A 15711-nucleotide genomic window follows, 5' to 3' on the forward strand; every position below is an offset into this window, starting at 1 on the left:
TTGACGACAGCCTCCAGGTCTGCCCATGCTCGACTACCGTCGCCAGCAGGACCGATGAAGATGAAGATGGCAAGCACGCTGTCCCTCGGTCTTTGCCTGGCGCTGTCCGCGCCGGCGCATGCCGCGATCGCCGACCAGAAGCAGGCCCCGGCGCCGCTGCCCGCGGTGAACGCCGGCACGGATGACACCGCCGTTCCCGAAGCGCCGCAGCGCGCCCGCCGCAGCCGCCTGGCCGATCCCGGGCCCGGTGATCGCCCGGCGCTGAAGCTCTCCGCGTTCTACCAGGTGAGCGAGCCGGACATGTCGAAGAAGGACCATTGCCTCAAGTACACCGGCACCCGCACCAAGCGTGAGGAAAGCGGCAAGGGCGCGTGCACGATCGGCGGCGGCCAGGTCTTCGTCCCCGAACGCTGACCGGCCATGCACTGCTGGCGCACATCCGTGCTGATGCTGGCGCTCGCCGGGGCGCCTGCCCTGGCCGCGCCCCGGCGACGACGTTCGAACAGGCGCGTTGCGAGGTGTGGGCACGTGAGCTGTCGTTCGCGCAATCGGTCGCCGAGAATGACCGGGCCGCATTCGCCGGGCACCTGCACCCGCAGGCCGTGTTCGGTGCCACCCGGGCGCGGCCGCAGCGTGGCCGCGACGAGATCCTCGCGGCCTGGACGGGCCTGATCGACGGCACCGCCGCGAAGCTGTGGTGGTATCCGCAGCGCGTGCGTGCCGGCGGGGACGGCACGGTGGTCTCTTCCAGCGGACCTTCGCTCTACCAGGATACGGCGACCGGTGCTTATCGCATCGGCCGCTTCAATTCGGTCTGGCAGCGCGGCGACGATGGCGTCTGGCGGATCGTGTTCGACGACGGCCAGGAGCCACAGCCGGCGGACGAGGCCCAGGTGCAGGCCTTCCACGCCGGCCGGGTCACGGACTGTCCACCGGGCTGACGGGGCGCTGAAGCCCACGGCCGCTGCACGTGCAGCCGCGCTGGCACGTGGCACCATGGCTGCATGGCTACCTGCTTCGAACGTTCGCGAATCGCCCGCGTCGCCGTGCCGGCCCTGCTGCTCGCGCTGGCGGCGGTCCCGGCGCTGGCGCAGTCGGTGCAGCCCAACCGCTACGGCACCCAGCCGCAGCCGAGGCCTTCGACCGACACTCCGTACCAGCGCCAGCAGCAGGCCACCGAAGACGCCCGGCGGCAGCAGCAGGACGCGGTGCGCCGCGGGGAGCAGGACCGCATCGGCGTGGCCATCGACGCCAACCGCCGGCGGCTGGAAGCCGATCGCGCGCGCACCGAGCGGCAGCGCGCCGCCGCGTCCAGCCCGGCCGAATCCGAACGCCTGCGCCAGGACTACGAGATGCGCCGCCAGGCCTACGAGCGCGAACTCGAGGAACTGGAGCGCCAGCGCGCCCAGGCCCCGCAGGCGGCGAAGCCCTCGCGCTGAGTTCCTGCATCCGCGGCACGCACGGGGCGGGTTTGCACGCCGCGCCGCAGCATCGCACGATGTGACCGGAGAGGGCAGCCGCGCCCGCACCACCTGCGATAATGCCGGCTTCGAAATCCGAGGCCTCCGGCATGTCCGATCCGCGTCACGATCCGTCCCGCGTCGTCCGCGCCCCGCGCGGCACCGAGCTGAGCTGCCGCAGCTGGCTCACCGAAGCCCCGTTCCGCATGCTCCAGAACAACCTCGACCCGGACGTGGCCGAACGTCCCGAGGACCTGGTGGTGTACGGCGGCATCGGCCGCGCCGCGCGCGACTGGGCCAGCTTCGACGCGATCCTGGCCACGCTGAAGACCCTCGGCGACGACGAGACCCTGCTGGTGCAGTCGGGCAAGCCGGTGGGCGTGTTCCCGACCCATCCGGACGCGCCGCGCGTGCTGATCGCCAACTCCAACCTGGTGCCGCAGTGGGCCACCTGGGAGCATTTCAACGAGCTCGACCGCAAGGGCCTGATGATGTACGGGCAGATGACCGCCGGCTCGTGGATCTACATCGGCTCGCAGGGCATCGTCCAGGGCACTTACGAGACCTTCGTGGAGATGGGCCGCCAGCACTACGGCGGCGACCTCACCGGCAGGTGGATCCTCACCGCCGGCCTGGGCGGCATGGGCGGCGCGCAGCCGCTGGCCGCCTCGCTGGCCGGCGCCTGCTCGCTGACCATCGAATGCCAGCAGAGCCGCATCGATTTCCGCCTGCGCACGCGCTACGTCGACGAGCAGGCCACCGATCTCGACGACGCGCTGGCGCGCATCGCCAGGTACACCGCCGCCGGCGAGGCGAAGTCGATCGCGCTGCTGGGCAATGCCGCCGAGGTGCTGCCGGAGCTGGTGCGCCGCGGCGTGCGCCCGGACTGCGTCACCGACCAGACCAGCGCGCACGACCCGGTGCACGGCTACCTGCCGGCCGGCTGGACGGTGGAGCAGTGGCTGGCCGGGCAGAAGGCCGATCCGGAGAAGGTGCGCGACGCGGCGAAGAAGTCGATGCGCACCCACGTCGAGGCGATGCTGGCGTTCCACGCGCAGGGCATCCCCACCGTCGACTACGGCAACAACATCCGGCAGATGGCTTTCGACGAAGGGCTCCGGAACGCGTTCGACTTCCCCGGCTTCGTGCCGGCCTACGTGCGCCCGCTGTTCTGCCGCGGCGTCGGCCCGTTCCGCTGGGTCGCGCTGAGCGGCGATCCGGAGGACATCGCGAAGACCGACGCCAAGGTCAAGGAGCTGATCCCCGACGATCCGCACCTGCACCGCTGGCTGGACATGGCCTCCGAACGCATCGCCTTCCAGGGGCTGCCGGCGCGGATCTGCTGGGTCGGCCTGGGCCAGCGCCACCGCCTCGGCCTGGCGTTCAACGAGATGGTGCGCAATGGCGAGCTGAAGGCCCCGGTCGTGATCGGCCGCGACCACCTCGACAGCGGCAGCGTGGCTTCGCCCAACCGCGAGACCGAGGCGATGGCCGACGGCTCCGATGCGGTCTCCGACTGGCCGCTGCTCAACGCCATGCTCAACGTCGCCGGCGGCGCGACCTGGGTGTCGCTGCACCACGGCGGCGGCGTCGGCATGGGCTACAGCCAGCACAGCGGCGTGGTCATCGTCTGCGACGGCAGCGAGGCGGCCGACCGCCGCATCGCCCGCGTGCTGTGGAACGACCCCGGCACCGGAGTGATGCGCCACGCCGACGCCGGCTACGACATCGCCAGGGAATGTGCGAAGGAGCAGGGCCTCAAGCTCCCCATGCTCGGCTGACTGTAGAGTGGGGCTCGCGCACTGCTCCCGTTACGGCGTGCCGTACCCGCGCGCCGGAGGCGGCACCGGCCAGAGGAAGAATCCAATGCCCCGCGTGAGCTTCCAACTGCCCAACATCTCCTGAAAGCTGGCGTCGCGCTGCTCGTGCTCGCGTTGGCCTGCGGCGTGGCGCTGTTCGCGCCCGGGCCGCTCGCCGAGCCCGCGCGCATGGGGCTGTCCTGGGGTGTGCGCGCCGGATTCCTTGGCGGGGTAGTACTGTTCACCGGCCGGATGGTGCACGGCGTCCGGGCCGTGGCACGGCATCGGGCCGGAGGCTGATACCAGGCCGGGAAGGGAATGTTCCCGAGGATCAACGGCGCCGAATGGCACACATGGAAGGAGGCTGCAATGACGCACAGGGAAAAGGTCCAGGCGTTCCACCAGCACATGCGGGCCGTCGGCGTGTCGCCGTTGAGTGCGGACCCGCCGCTGTGGCGGCTGCTGCGGCTCTGCGGACTGGAGCTGGCGCCGCCGCCGTTCCAGCCATTCGCCTGGAACGCACGGCTGATGGGCGGTTTCTTCGGAGTCGGCTGGGGCCTGCTGATGTGGCTGGTCATGTGGTGGATGCAGGGCATGCCGCTGGCGCGGATGGTGGCGCCGGCGCTTACGGCCGGACTGCTGTTCGGCGTGTTCATGGCGATGTTTTACGCCCGTCTCGCCCGCAAGCACCGCTTGCCCGGGTGGGAGGAATACACCGGCATCGCGCAGGAACGCGTGCGGAGCTGAGGCCCGGCGTGTTTCCCCGGTTCGCGCACTGGCGAGCGGCCGGGCCCGTCCGGCGCTAGAGTGCGACGGTCGGTGCGCGGACGAGGTCCCTGGCCATGTCGTTCCTGCTCCCGTTCGCAGCGTTCCTCGCCATCGCCATGGGCGTGGCGCATTCGGTGCTGGGCGAACGCTACATCCTGATGCGCCTGTTCCGGCGCCCCGGCCTGCCGAAGCTGTTCGGCGGTACGGAATTCACCACGCGCACGTTGCGTTTCGCCTGGCACGTCACCTCGATCGCCTGGTTCGGCTTCGCCGCGCTGCTGCTGCAGGCCGGCGGAGAAGGGGCGGCGGATTCGCGCGTGCTCGCCACCGTCGGGCTGACCTTCATTGCTTCCGGCGTCCTGCCGCTGGCCTGCACCCGCGGCAGGCACCTGTCCTGGCTGGTGATGTTCGCCATTGGCGGCATCGCGCTGTGGTGCGCGCGCTGAAGCGCGCCACCGTTCGCCTGTTCCACACGGAGGAACCGCCATGAACCTCGAGCGCCTGGTGCCGATGCAGCCGGTCAGCGACCTGGAGGCGGCCGTGGCCTTCTACGGCAAGCTCGGCTTCCGCGTCGAACAGCGCGACGACGGGCTGGGCTGGGCGCGCCTGCGCTGCGGCCGGTACGAACTGATGCTGGACCGCTCGATCGGCCTGCATCCGGGTATCCCGCGGACCGCGGTGCTGTACCTGTATCCGGAAGACGTCGTCGAGTTCCACCCGCCAGGCCCGGGCAAACGGACTTGACGCGCCGGACCTGGAGACCACGTTCTACGGCATGACCGAGTTCCGCATCGAGGATCCGGACGGCAACCGGCTGTGGATCGGCCAGGGCCGGCGCGCGCCAGGCCACGGCTGAGGCGCGGCCGTATCGCCACGCGCCAGGCGAATCAGCCCGGTTGGCGCGGGAAGGCCTGCAGCGCCGGATCGATATGCGCCCACGGCGACGCCGAACTGGTCCAGATGGCCATGGTCGGGCGGATGCCGCTGGCGTCGTCCAGGGTGCCGACGCGGACCACCACCATGTATTCGAGGTTGCCGCTGTCGGCCACGCTCTCGAAGTGGCGCGGCGTGCCGGTCACCTCGACCGCCGCGCGCGGCACCATGATGTTCACCGCGGCATTGCCCAGCGCCCAGTACTGGCAGTCGCGGCACCAGCACAGCCGGGTGGCGACCGGCTCGGCCGACAGGGTGTAGCGCACCGCACCGCACCGCATCTGCATCCGCCGCTACGGACCATCGGAGTCCTCCCATGGGAAAAGCGCCACTGTAAACCGACCTCGCGGCCATCGCGGCGCGCCCAGGCGTAGTCGCACGCCCGCAACCGGGCCAGCAGCCCGCGGTTCCGTGAGCGCATGCACGCCCCGCGGCGCGCGGGCTTGCGCGCGCCTGGCAGGCCGCGCAAGATCGCCTGCATTCCAGAGGGGGGAGCGGGGATGAGGCCTGGGCGTGCGTGGGCGTGGCTGGTGGCCGGGCTGCTGTTCCCGGCGTGGGCGCAGGCGGCCGTGGAACCGGCCGGGCAACAGGCGGGCGCGGACCGGGCATGTCCGCCGCCGCTGCGGGTGGAGCCGGCCTATCCGGCGGACATGATCCAGGCCCAGCGCGAGGGCGAACTCCTGCTGGCGCTGGCGGTGGACGACTGCGGGCGGGTGACCAACGCCGCCGTGCGTCGCGGCAGCGACCAGCCCGCACTGGACGCCGCCGCGCTGGAGGCGGCGCGGCAATGGGTACTGGCGGAGGACGCGCGCCTGCCCGCTGGCGACGGGCGCGTGCTGGTTCCGGTCGCGTTCCGGATCCCGCCGGCGAAGGCGCATGCCTATGGCGGCCCCGACTGGCCGGAGAGCCACAGGCGCGTGCGTTACGTGGCCGAACTTCTGGATGGATACGCCACCCCGACGGAAGTCCTCGATCGCTATCCGCTGGATCCGGAAGCGATGATCACCCCGCCGTACCCGCGAGTGCGCAGCATGTTCTTCCGCCAGCGCGGCGCCGATCCACGCGAGTACTGGCTGTTCCTGTACCTGCAGGGCAGGCCGGCCGTCGCCGCGCGCTACCGCCTGGTGCACGAGGGCGGCGAGCCGCTGGTGCGGGTGGCGATCCTCTGCGACAACACCGGGTCCGCCTGCACGCGCGACAGCCGTCTGCTGATGCGCGGCCTGCCGTTCGCGAAGGCGCGCTGAGCAGGCGCGGCGGCCGCCGCGCCTACAGCTCGAGCACCGGAGCTAGGCCGCCGAAGATCATCCGCTTGCTGTCGAACGGCGGCGGATTGGTCGCCGGATCCATCGGGTCGCTCTCCATCGGCTTCTTCACTCCCGCGTCGCGGGAGGTTTTGTCCGACGGTTCGATCCAGGAGAACACCACCGATTCGGCCCGGCGTGCCTGCACCGCGCGGAAGGCATCGGTGGCGACATCCCGGTCCATGAGCCGCCGGCGGCCAGCAAGGAGCCGCAGCGACAGGCCGGGCGGACCTGTGGCGGCCTCAGTTCCCGGATGTGCGGGCACCGGCCTCCGCCGGCCGCAGCTGCCGCTGCAGGAAGCCATGCAGGTCGCCCAGCTCCTGCGCCAGCAGCGGAGGAAGCGAGGGCAGCGGAGCGGGCGGGCGCAGCTGCAACCAGGCACGGGCCAGCGCCTCCAGCGCCTCGTCGGCGTGCGCCGCGTCGCTGGCCGGCAGCGGCGCGGCGACCGGGTGGCGTTCGGTGTCCCAGCACGCCGCCAGCACCCGGTAGGCCAGGCGCTGGCAGGTCGCCACCGCCGGCCACCAGGCTGTGGCGGTGCGGCGGTCGGCCTCGCTGCCGGCCAGGGCCTCGTCCACCGACTGTTCGAGCACGAAGATGCGGTGCTGCAGGTCGCGGCGTGCGGCGCGCGCGCGGCAACCGTGGTCGCGTCGCCGGCGGCCAGGTGCCGGCAGACCTCGCGCAGCGCCAGCAGGCACTGGCCGATGCCGTTGGCGAGGGTGCGGCGGTCGGCGCGCGGCGGCAGCAGGCGGAAGGCCAGCAGCGCGCAGGCGCAGCCGAGCACGGTGTCGACGCCGCGGGCCAGCAGCATCGCGCCGATGTCGTCCACCGGCTGGCCGCCGCTGGCGATGGTCAGGGCCACGGCGGTGATGAACACCACGGCGATCGCGTAGTTGCGCACCACCGTGATCTCGATGGTGAACTGCAGGACCATCACCATCACCATCAGCGCCAGCCACGGGCCGGTCGGGTGGATCCACAGGACCGCGCCGGCCAGCAGCAGGCCGAGCCAGGTGCCCAGGGTGCGTTCAAGGCTGCGCAGCACCGTGCGCGGCCAGTCGAAGCCCTGGTAGAGCATCAGCAGCGCCGCGGCGATCGCCCAGTGGGCGCGCTCCAGCTCCAGCGTGCCGGCGACGATGCCGGCCAGCAGCGTGGCGATGCCGATCCGCAACACCATCCGCAGCGCGTTCGAGCCCGGCGCCAGGCCTTCGCGCAGCCGGACCCACGAACGCGGATAGCCGTGCGGCACCGCGTCGGCCGGCAGCGACGGCGGGCGCCGGATCGGCGGCTGCCGCGCTTCCCCGGCCAGGCGCGTGGCGCGCGCCTGCAGGGCGGCGCGATGCTCCGGCGGCGGCGCGGTGGCCAGGGTCGAGGCGAACAGCAGGTGCAGCTCGCGGTTGAGCGCGCGCAGCCGGGCCAGTTCGCCATGCGCACGCGCCGGCACCGGCTGGAAGCCGACCAGCATCTGCCAGCTGTCGTGAAGCGCCAGCGCCGCCTGGCGACGCGCCAGGCGCGCGCCGGCGTCGCCGGCATGGCCGACCCAGCGCGCCACCGCCGCGGCCGCCGCCGCCACCGCCTTGCGTTCCGGTCCGCGCGGCTGCCACAGCATGCCGGCCATGTGCAGCAGTCAGGCGAAGGCACCACCGCCGAGCACCCGCGCGCCGGCCTGCAGCGGCGTGAGGTGGTCCGCCGGGATCGCCGTGCCGGCAGCGCAGGCGAGCACGAACAGGTAGGCGCCCGGCGGGCCGGTGCGGGTGGCGCTGCACAGCCAGGCCGCGAGCATCGCGACCATCGACAGCACCGGCACCACCACCAGCCAGGACAGGTGTTCCAGCCACAATCCGAACGCCACCGCGGCGGCGAACGCGCTGGCCACCACCGCCAGCATCAGCGCGCGGGCGCCGTAAGGGCGGCCACTGCCGTACAGCGAGGTGAATCCGCCGATCGTGGCCATCATGCCCGCGGCCGGCTCGCCGGCCAGCCAGCCGGCGAGGATCGGCACGCCCATGGCCAGGCCGGCGCGCACCGCGAAGGCCCCGCGCTGCGGCGGCAGCGGTCGCACCTGGCGCATCTCCCCCAGCATCTGGCGCACGCTTGGCCGCGGCGGCGGGGCGGGCGGGGGCGGCAGGTTCATGCGCATATCGTAGCGCCGCCGCGCGGGGCGCCGGATGACGCGGACCGGAATGCGCGGGTTTCACCGCGCGTCTGCCAGTCTGCAGCGCATCGGCAAGGAGGGCAGGCGATGGCGATCGAACTGAAGTTCCTGGCGTGGGCGGTGGTGCTGGGTATCGCGCAGCTGCTGCTGGCGGCGACGCTGGCGACCGGCCGGCGCGGCCTGAAGTGGAATGCGAGCGCCCGCGACGCCACGCCGGCGTCGCTGGAGGGCGTGCCCGGCCGCGCCGACCGCGCGTTCCGCAATCTGCTGGAGACCTTCCCGTTCTTCGCCGCCGCGGTGCTGGGCGTGGTCGCCGCCGGGCGCACCGGCCACGGCACCGCGCTGGGCGTGCAGCTGTACCTGTGGGCGCGGCTGCTGTACGTGCCGCTGTACCTGGCGGGCATCCCGTACCTGCGCTCGGCGGTGTGGGCGGTCTCGATGCTGGGCCTGCTGATGGTGCTCTGGCCGCTGCTGCGCTGAACGCGGGAAGCGCGTTTAGCGCCGGTTGTCCCTCGCTGGCGGGCACCGCCTAGACTGGGCGCTGCTTTCGTCACCGTGGTTGCCGTCTGCCGTGATCCCGCGCCTGCGTCCGCTGTACCTGCTGGCCTTCGGCCTGTTGCTGCTGGCCGGATGCCGCAAGCCTGCGCCGGAGGCGGAGCAGCCGATCCAGACCCAGACCGTGGCCTCGCCCGAGGAAGGCGGTGCGGTCAGCCGCGACCCGGTGGCCACGCCGGCGGCGACGCCCGCCGCGCCGGTTGCCGCGCCGCCGGCGAAGAAGGCGCCGGACTGGTCGCCGCTGGAGCTGGCCTCCGGCCAGGCCTGGATCGACTGCGGCCTGGACTACCGCCAGGGCGACGGCGAGCCGGTATCGGCCCCGGACCGCGAGACCCTGCGCCATCTGCTCGAACCCTGCCGCGAGGGCGACGTGGTGCGCCTGCGCTACCGCGGCCGGATCGCTTCGGACTTCACCACCCTGGTCGAACGGGTGACCCGCGTGGCCGACAGCCTGGGCATCGGCAGCCGCGTGCTGGACCTCGATTCCACCGGCGGCCAGGTCGAGGACGCGATCCGCGCCGGCGACTGGATCGGCGGCAACCGCTGGACCATCTGGGTGCGCGAGGACTCGGTCTGCCACAGCGCCTGCGTGTTCGTGCTTGCCGGCGGCGACAGCCGGCGCCTGACCGGGCGGGTCGGCATCCACCGCATCATCCGGCTCAGTTCCACCGCTACCAGCCGCACCGAACTCAACGCCGAACTGCAGGCCGTCTACGCCACCGTGCGCGAGTACCTCGAACGCAACGGTGCCTCGCCGCTGCTGGCCGACGTGATGAAGACCGTGCCCAACCGCAGCCTGCGCCTGCTCACCGGCGACGAGCTGCGCATGTACGGGCTGGACGGCAACAATGCCGCGCAGGACGACCTGGACCGCGTGCGCCTGCTGGACAAGTGCGGCGACGACTTCATGCGCCGCCGCGACGCCTGGGTGCGCGCCTTCGACGAACGCTGCCGGGTCCAGGACCGGGTCTACGCGTTGAATGCCTGCGGCCTGGAACTGCGCCGCGACTTCGGCTTCCCCGACGACGACTGCCCGGCGGAGAGCCCGCTGGCCGAATTCAACGAGCTGCCCGATGCGCTGGGCGAGGTGCCGCAACCGGAGGCGGCCAAGGCCGGCGACGAGCCGCTGCCGACGGTGGGCACGACGGCCGGCGAGGGCGCGTCTGCGGCGGCGCCATCGGCAGAGCAGGGCGGCGGCTGAGGCCGGACCGTACGCCGGCGCGCCCGCCGGCTGAACCGATGCGGGGCTCCTATTCAGCTGCGACGCGACAAGGGCCGGCCGCGGGCGCACAATAACGGCTCTTATTGCCTCGCCGCGCCGTCCCGGCGCGCGCCGCCGGAGCTCCGGATGTCCGCCCCCGACCAAGAATCCCCCGCCGCGCCGAACTTCGGCGACCTCGGCCTCCCCGAGCCGTTGCTGGCCGCGCTGTCCGCGGTCGGCTACGAATCGCCTTCACCGATCCAGGCCGCGACCATCCCCGCGCTGCTGGCCGGCCGCGACGTGCTGGGCACCGCCCAGACCGGTACCGGCAAGACCGCCGCCTTCGCCTTGCCGGCGCTGGCGCGACTCGACCTGTCGAAGGGCAAGCCGCAGGTGCTGGTGCTGGCGCCGACCCGCGAACTGGCCATCCAGGTCGCCGAGGCCTTCCAGCGCTACGCGGTGAAGCTGCCCGGCTTCCAGGTCCTGCCGATCTACGGTGGGCAGGGCTACGGCCCGCAGCTGCACGCGCTGCGCCGCGGCGTGCACGTCGTCGTCGGCACCCCGGGCCGGGTGATCGACCACCTCAACCGCGGCACCCTGGACCTGTCCGAGCTCAAGTGCCTGGTCCTGGACGAGGCCGACGAGATGCTGCGCATGGGCTTCATCGACGACGTCGAGGCGGTGCTGCAGAAGACCCCGCCGCAGCGCCAGGTGGCGCTGTTCTCGGCGACCATGCCGGCGCCAATCCGGCGCATCGCCCAGACCTACCTGCGCGACCCGGCCGAAGTCACCATCGCCGCCAGGACCACCACCTCGGCCAACATCCGCCAGCGCTACTGGTTCGTCAGCGGCATGCACAAGCTGGACGCGCTGACCCGGATCATCGAGGCCGAGCCGTTCGACGCGATGATCGTGTTCGCCCGCACCAAGGCCGGCACCGAGGAGCTCGCGGAGAAGCTGCAGGCGCGCGGCCAGGCCGCTGCCGCGATCAATGGCGACCTGCAGCAGCAGCAGCGCGAACGGATCATCCAGCAGCTCAAGGACGGCAAGCTCGACGTGCTGGTGGCCACCGACGTGGCCGCGCGCGGCCTGGACGTGGAGCGCATCAGCCACGTCCTCAACTACGACATCCCGTACGACACCGAAAGCTACGTCCACCGCATCGGCCGCACCGGCCGCGCCGGGCGCAGCGGCGAGGCGATCCTGTTCGTCACCCCGCGCGAGAAGGGCATGCTGCGTGCGATCGAGCGCGCCACCCGGCAGCCGATCGAGGAAATGCGCCTGCCGACCGTCGAGGCGGTGAACGACCGCCGCGTCGCGCGCTTCTTCGAGCGCATCTCCGGCGCGCTGGAAGCCGGCGACCTGGACGACTACCGCGAGCTGGTCGAACGCTACGCCGGCGAGCACGACGTGACCGTCACCGAAGTGGCCGCCGCGCTGGCCAGGCTGCTGCACGGCGACACCCCGCTGCTGCTGGAAGCGCGTGAGGAGCCGGCGCCGCGTGCGCGCTTCGAGCGCGAACCGCGCGAACCCCGCGCCCCGCGCGAGCACCGCGGTCGCGACGAGGAGCCGTTCGGCCAGCGCGTCCCGCGCGCGCCCAAGCCGCCGCGCGACGCGCCGCAGCCGGGCATGGAGGCGTACCGGGTCGAGGTCGGCCACGTGCACGGGGTCAAGCCGGGGAACATCGTCGGCGCCATCGCCAACGAAGCCGGCCTGGAAGCGCGCTACATCGGCCGCATCGACATCCACGAGGACCATTCGGTCCTCGACCTGCCCGAAGGCATGCCGCCGGAGATCCTGCAGCACCTGCAGAAGACATGGGTGGTTGGCCAGCAGCTGAAGATCAGCAAGTGGGACGGCAGCCACGCCCCGTCGGAGAACGCGCCGAAGGGCCGCTTCCGCCCGCACGGCGCGCGTCCGGGTCGCGCCGGCAAGCCGCCGGTCCGGCCGCACCGCAAGGGCCCGTCCGCGCCGCGCTGAGCCGCGGCGCGGGCCTCGTCCCGCGTTCCCTCCCATGTGATGGCGCCGCGTCGCGCCGGTCCGAGGCCGGCGCCGCGCGCGAACCCGCACGCCGATCCGCGATAATGCCGGCATGACCGTCCGCCTCAACAAGCACATCGCCGAGACCGGCTTCTGTTCGCGCCGCGAGGCCGACCGCCTGATCGCCGAACGCCGCGTCACCGTCAACGGCCAGCCGGCCGGCGTCGGCGCGGTGGTGGGCGAGGGCGACACCGTGCTGCTCGACGGCCAGCCGCTGAAGGCGCGCACGGCCAGGGCCGGCAAGCGCCGCCACGTCTACATCGCGCTGAACAAGCCGGTCGGCATCACCTGCACCACCGAAAGCTCGGTCAAGGGCAATATCGTCGACTTCGTCGGCCACGAGCAGCGGATCTTCCCGATCGGCCGCCTCGACAAGGATTCCGAAGGCCTGATCCTGCTGACCAGCAACGGCGACATCGTCAACCAGATCCTGCGCGCCGAGAACCGGCACCAGAAGGAATACCTGGTGGCGGTGAACAAGCCGGTGACCGACGAGTTCCTGCGCGGCATGTCGCGCGGCGTGCGCATCCACGGGCAGATGACCCTGCCGTGCCGGACCAGCCGCATCGCAAAGTTCGGCTTCCGCATCGTCCTGGAGCAGGGCCTCAACCGGCAGATCCGGCTGATGGCGGCGGCGTTCGACTACCGCGTCACCCAGCTGCGCCGCGTGCGCATCGACAACATCAAGCTGGGCGCCCTCAAACCGGGCCAATGGCGCAACCTCACCGATTCCGAACTGCGCGGCCTGCTGCCGCAGCACAGCGACTGGTAAACCCGGCCCGCTTGAGCGCAATCAGCGCGTCCCGGCGCGGCGTCCCGCTAGAATCCCACCGCACGCCTTGTACATCCCTCGGAGACGAACGATGAAGATCCTGCTTGCGGTGGACGACAGCCCGGTGGCCGCGGCCGTGGTACGCCAGGTCGCCAGGCTGGCCAAGGGCATGGCGACCCCGCCACAGCTGCACGTGCTGACCGTGGTCCCGCGCCTGTCCAAGGCCGCGGAAAAGGAATTCGGCGCGGCTGGCCCGGGCGCGTACTACGAGCGCGAGGCCGAGCGCGCGCTGGCGCCGCTGCGCCCGCTGCTGCGCCGGACCGGGCTGAAGGTCACCGAGCAGAAGGCCATCGGCGAGGTCGTGCCGACCGTGCTGGAAGAAGCCAAGGCTAAGAAGGCCGGCCTGGTGGCCATCGGCAGCCACGGCAGGAACGCGCTGCAGACCCTGCTGCTGGGCTCGGTCGCGCAGAAGGTGGTGGCGCTGAGCCCGGTCCCGGTCCTGGTCTGCCACTGAACCTGCACGCGGCGGCCGTGCCAGGCCGCCGCTCAGCCAGCGTCGGGGGTACGGGAGCCATACTTGGATGAACCGAAGGGACTCCCGTGAACAAGCCCATCCGCCCGGACAATGACGCCGAGCGCCTGGCCGCGCTGCGCGCGGCCCGCCTGCTCGACACCCCCCGCGAACAGGCCTTCGACGACCTGGTCAACCTGGCCGTCGCCGTGGCCGGCAAGTCCATGGCCGCGGTGTCGCTGGTGGACGAGGACCGGCAGTGGTTCAAGGCCAGCCACGGCTTCGACACCTGCGAGACCCCGCGCGACCGTTCATTCTGCCAGTACGCCATCCTCGAGCCGCACCGGCTGATGCTGGTCGAGGACGCCGAACAGGACGAGCGCTTCGCCGGCCGGCTGCCGGTGATCGGCGGGAAGAGCATCCGTTTCTACGCCGGCGTGCCGCTGCTGGACGGCGAGGGCATGGCCCTGGGCAGCCTGTGCGTGTTCGACAGCGTTCCCGGCACCCTGGAAGCCTCGCAGGCCGCCGCGTTGCGCGCGCTGGCGCGCCAGGCAGGGCACGTGATCGAACTGCGCCGCGTCACCCGCGCGCTGGACCAGCAGGTGCGCGAGTCGACCTGGTTCGAACGCGAGCTGGCCCGGTACGCCGAGCTGCTGGAACGGCAGAACGCGCAGCTGGCCGAGCAGGCCCGCACCGATCCGCTGACCGGCCTGAGCAACCGCCGCGCCTTCTCGGCGGCGCTGGCGGTGGAGATCGAGCGGGCGAACGCCTCCGGCAGCCCGCTGTCCGTGGCCCTGCTGGACCTGGACCATTTCAAGAGCATCAACGACGTGCACGGCCACGTCGAAGGCGACCGGGTGCTGGCCGAGGTGGGCAAGGTGCTGCAGGCGCACTTCGCCGCGGCGGGCGTGGCCGCGCGCTACGGCGGCGAGGAGTTCGCCCTGCTGCTGCCAGGCACCACGCTGGATTCGGCGCGCGCGCAGTGCGAGTTGCTGCGCCAGGCGGTCGGCACGCTGCCGCTGGGCGCGGTGGTCAGCGCCAGCATCGGCGTGACCGCCTACCGCCCGGGCGAGACCTACGCATCCCTGCTCGAACGCGCCGACGAAGCCCTGTACCGGGCCAAGCGCGACGGCCGCGATCGCGTCGAATCCAAGGCCTGACCGCCGCCCGCTGCGCGGATACCGCTAGTCCACCACCTGCCGCGCTTCCGAGGTCCCCAGTACCTCCGGATGCTGCACGTCGCCCGGCACCGGCGCCCTGGCCGTCGTGCGCCGCGCCAGCAGCGGATCCAGGAAGGCCGCGCCCAGGATCACCGCCACGCCCAGGTAGAACAGCGGGGTCAGCTCGCGCTGTTCGCCCAGCAGCAGCGCGGCCAGGACGATGGCGTAGACCGGTTCGAGGTTGGTCACCAGCTGCACGCTGTAGGCGCTGAGGTGGCGCAGCGCGACCAGCGACAGCGCGAACGGCAGCAGGGTACAGCCCAGCGCCAGCACCAGCAGCAGGGTGCCGTCGTACAGCCCGGGCACCGCCAGCAGGTCGCCGTCGAAGGCCGGCATCAGCGTCGGCAGCAACGGCGCCAGCGCGGTAAGGGCGAGGGTGCCCGCACCCAGCTCGATGCCGGTGACGGTGAGCGGATCGGCGTGCTCGACCAGGCGCTTGTTGAACGAGCCGAACACCGCCACCAGCAGCGCCGACAGCGCGCCCACGGCCACGCCCAGGCGCATGCCGTCGGGCACGCCGCCGACCACCATCGCCACGCCCGGCAGCACCGCCACGCCCAGCGCCAGTTCGCGCGGACGGAACGGCCGCTTCGCGACCCACGGCTCGATGACCGCGGTGAATACCGGCGCCAGGGCGATGCAGGTGGCCGCCACCGAGGCGTTGGCCAGCTTGATCGCGCCGTAGAAGGTCAGCCAGTGCAGCGACACCACCACGCCGATGCCGGCATAGCCCAGGAACAGCCGTGGCGGCAAGGCGCTCAGCCCGCGCCACACCCGCGGCACCAGGGCCAGCGCCGCCACCACCAGCAGCATCCGCCACCACACCAGCGGCAGCGCGGGCAGGCTGATCAGCTTGCCGAGGATCGCGGTGAAGCCCCAGAGCAGGACGCAGAAGTGGATCTGCAGCTGGGCGCGGGCGGTGTCGGTCATCGGCATGCGCGCATTATCGCCCGGTGGCAGCCCTGCGACGTTGGCCGCATGCGATTTTTCCCGGTCGCG

18 protein-coding genes are annotated in these 15711 nt (G+C 72.2%); 14 read left to right on the forward strand and 4 right to left on the reverse strand.

Annotation, left to right across the window (positions count from 1 at the left end; all coding sequences use genetic code 11):
* The first annotated feature begins 60 nt into the window (after positions 1-60).
* The 7 genes from PSEJ35_RS0108870 to PSEJ35_RS0108905 all read left to right on the forward strand — a co-directional run bounded on the left by PSEJ35_RS0108870 (position 61) and on the right by PSEJ35_RS0108905 (position 4771).
* Positions 61-414 (forward strand): hypothetical protein, encoded by a 354-nt coding sequence (locus PSEJ35_RS0108870; protein ID WP_156924779.1) that lies wholly within the window; start codon positions 61-63, stop codon positions 412-414.
* Between the two features lie 104 nt (positions 415-518).
* Entirely contained in the window at positions 519-941 is a 423-nt protein-coding gene (locus PSEJ35_RS15870) for a DUF4440 domain-containing protein (RefSeq protein WP_232207620.1), read from the forward strand.
* Between the two features lie 63 nt (positions 942-1004).
* Positions 1005-1439 (forward strand): hypothetical protein, encoded by a 435-nt coding sequence (locus PSEJ35_RS15875; protein ID WP_051412607.1) that lies wholly within the window; start codon positions 1005-1007, stop codon positions 1437-1439.
* A gap of 131 nt (positions 1440-1570) precedes the next feature.
* Positions 1571-3241 (forward strand): urocanate hydratase, encoded by a 1671-nt coding sequence (hutU, locus tag PSEJ35_RS0108885; protein ID WP_028917470.1) that lies wholly within the window; start codon positions 1571-1573, stop codon positions 3239-3241.
* 336 nt (positions 3242-3577) lie between these two features.
* The gene (locus PSEJ35_RS15880; protein ID WP_156924780.1) at positions 3578-4006 is read left to right on the forward strand and encodes a DUF6404 family protein; all 429 of its coding nucleotides are present in this window, start codon (positions 3578-3580) and stop codon (positions 4004-4006) included.
* Between the two features lie 95 nt (positions 4007-4101).
* Positions 4102-4473, forward strand: a complete 372-nt coding sequence (locus tag PSEJ35_RS0108900; RefSeq protein ID WP_028917472.1) for a hypothetical protein — start codon at positions 4102-4104, stop codon at positions 4471-4473.
* Positions 4474-4513: 40 nt separating this feature from the next.
* Complete coding sequence (locus tag PSEJ35_RS0108905; protein ID WP_028917473.1) at positions 4514-4771, forward strand: VOC family protein; 258 nt, start codon at positions 4514-4516, stop codon at positions 4769-4771.
* Between the two features lie 143 nt (positions 4772-4914).
* On the opposite strand, the gene PSEJ35_RS0108915 is transcribed toward PSEJ35_RS0108905, so the two are convergent.
* A complete protein-coding gene (locus tag PSEJ35_RS0108915; protein ID WP_028917474.1) occupies positions 4915-5247 on the reverse strand; it encodes a GFA family protein in 333 nt (110 codons plus the stop codon).
* A gap of 213 nt (positions 5248-5460) precedes the next feature.
* On the opposite strand from PSEJ35_RS0108915, the gene PSEJ35_RS0108920 reads away from it, so the two are divergent.
* Positions 5461-6204 (forward strand): TonB family protein, encoded by a 744-nt coding sequence (locus tag PSEJ35_RS0108920; RefSeq protein WP_028917475.1) that lies wholly within the window; start codon positions 5461-5463, stop codon positions 6202-6204.
* A gap of 22 nt (positions 6205-6226) precedes the next feature.
* On the opposite strand, the gene PSEJ35_RS15885 is transcribed toward PSEJ35_RS0108920, so the two are convergent.
* Both PSEJ35_RS15885 and PSEJ35_RS16670 read right to left on the reverse strand, forming a co-directional pair.
* On the reverse strand, positions 6227-7876 hold the full coding sequence (locus PSEJ35_RS15885) for a DUF1428 family protein (RefSeq protein ID WP_051412609.1): 1650 nt from the start codon (positions 7874-7876) through the stop codon (positions 6227-6229).
* A 9-nt stretch (positions 7877-7885) separates the two neighbouring features.
* Positions 7886-8392, reverse strand: a complete 507-nt coding sequence (locus PSEJ35_RS16670; RefSeq protein WP_051412610.1) for a hypothetical protein — start codon at positions 8390-8392, stop codon at positions 7886-7888.
* Between the two features lie 108 nt (positions 8393-8500).
* Here PSEJ35_RS16670 and PSEJ35_RS0108935 point away from each other — a divergent pair, with 108 nt between their 5' ends.
* The 6 genes from PSEJ35_RS0108935 (at position 8501) to PSEJ35_RS0108960 (ending at position 14652) form a co-directional block, all read left to right on the forward strand.
* On the forward strand, positions 8501-8893 hold the full coding sequence (locus PSEJ35_RS0108935) for an MAPEG family protein (RefSeq protein WP_028917477.1): 393 nt from the start codon (positions 8501-8503) through the stop codon (positions 8891-8893).
* 91 nt (positions 8894-8984) lie between these two features.
* Positions 8985-10169: a hypothetical protein gene (locus PSEJ35_RS15890; RefSeq protein ID WP_232207621.1), complete on the forward strand. Its 1185-nt coding sequence runs from the start codon at positions 8985-8987 to the stop codon at positions 10167-10169.
* Between the two features lie 147 nt (positions 10170-10316).
* Positions 10317-12149, forward strand: coding sequence for a DEAD/DEAH box helicase (locus PSEJ35_RS0108945; protein ID WP_028917478.1), 1833 nt, complete (start codon positions 10317-10319; stop codon positions 12147-12149).
* 112 nt (positions 12150-12261) lie between these two features.
* The gene (locus PSEJ35_RS0108950) at positions 12262-12981 is read left to right on the forward strand and encodes a pseudouridine synthase (protein ID WP_028917479.1); all 720 of its coding nucleotides are present in this window, start codon (positions 12262-12264) and stop codon (positions 12979-12981) included.
* Between the two features lie 91 nt (positions 12982-13072).
* Complete coding sequence (locus tag PSEJ35_RS16675) at positions 13073-13495, forward strand: universal stress protein (RefSeq protein WP_051412612.1); 423 nt, start codon at positions 13073-13075, stop codon at positions 13493-13495.
* Between the two features lie 86 nt (positions 13496-13581).
* Complete coding sequence (locus tag PSEJ35_RS0108960) at positions 13582-14652, forward strand: sensor domain-containing diguanylate cyclase (RefSeq protein ID WP_028917480.1); 1071 nt, start codon at positions 13582-13584, stop codon at positions 14650-14652.
* 24 nt (positions 14653-14676) lie between these two features.
* Here the strand turns inward: PSEJ35_RS0108960 and PSEJ35_RS0108965 are convergent, their stop codons facing one another.
* Positions 14677-15648, reverse strand: coding sequence for a DMT family transporter (locus PSEJ35_RS0108965; RefSeq protein ID WP_028917481.1), 972 nt, complete (start codon positions 15646-15648; stop codon positions 14677-14679).
* Positions 15649-15711: the final 63 nt, after the last annotated feature.

The organism is Pseudoxanthomonas sp. J35, from assembly GCF_000513995.1.
Lineage (GTDB): Bacteria > Pseudomonadota > Gammaproteobacteria > Xanthomonadales > Xanthomonadaceae > Pseudoxanthomonas.

Coding starts and splice junctions, on each gene's coding strand:
- PSEJ35_RS0108915 (WP_028917474.1), bottom strand. CDS start 5,247: ATGCAGATGCGGTGCGGTGCGGTGCGCTACACCCTGTCGGCCGAGCCG.
- PSEJ35_RS16670 (WP_051412610.1), bottom strand. CDS start 8,392: ATGAACCTGCCGCCCCCGCCCGCCCCGCCGCCGCGGCCAAGCGTGCGC.
- hutU (WP_028917470.1), top strand. CDS start 1,571: ATGTCCGATCCGCGTCACGATCCGTCCCGCGTCGTCCGCGCCCCGCGC.
- PSEJ35_RS0108950 (WP_028917479.1), top strand. CDS start 12,262: ATGACCGTCCGCCTCAACAAGCACATCGCCGAGACCGGCTTCTGTTCG.
- PSEJ35_RS0108905 (WP_028917473.1), top strand. CDS start 4,514: ATGAACCTCGAGCGCCTGGTGCCGATGCAGCCGGTCAGCGACCTGGAG.
- PSEJ35_RS0108935 (WP_028917477.1), top strand. CDS start 8,501: ATGGCGATCGAACTGAAGTTCCTGGCGTGGGCGGTGGTGCTGGGTATC.
- PSEJ35_RS15880 (WP_156924780.1), top strand. CDS start 3,578: ATGTTCCCGAGGATCAACGGCGCCGAATGGCACACATGGAAGGAGGCT.
- PSEJ35_RS0108870 (WP_156924779.1), top strand. CDS start 61: ATGAAGATGGCAAGCACGCTGTCCCTCGGTCTTTGCCTGGCGCTGTCC.
- PSEJ35_RS0108945 (WP_028917478.1), top strand. CDS start 10,317: ATGTCCGCCCCCGACCAAGAATCCCCCGCCGCGCCGAACTTCGGCGAC.
- PSEJ35_RS15875 (WP_051412607.1), top strand. CDS start 1,005: ATGGCTACCTGCTTCGAACGTTCGCGAATCGCCCGCGTCGCCGTGCCG.
- PSEJ35_RS16675 (WP_051412612.1), top strand. CDS start 13,073: ATGAAGATCCTGCTTGCGGTGGACGACAGCCCGGTGGCCGCGGCCGTG.
- PSEJ35_RS15885 (WP_051412609.1), bottom strand. CDS start 7,876: ATGGCCGGCATGCTGTGGCAGCCGCGCGGACCGGAACGCAAGGCGGTG.
- PSEJ35_RS0108920 (WP_028917475.1), top strand. CDS start 5,461: ATGAGGCCTGGGCGTGCGTGGGCGTGGCTGGTGGCCGGGCTGCTGTTC.
- PSEJ35_RS0108965 (WP_028917481.1), bottom strand. CDS start 15,648: ATGCCGATGACCGACACCGCCCGCGCCCAGCTGCAGATCCACTTCTGC.
- PSEJ35_RS0108900 (WP_028917472.1), top strand. CDS start 4,102: ATGTCGTTCCTGCTCCCGTTCGCAGCGTTCCTCGCCATCGCCATGGGC.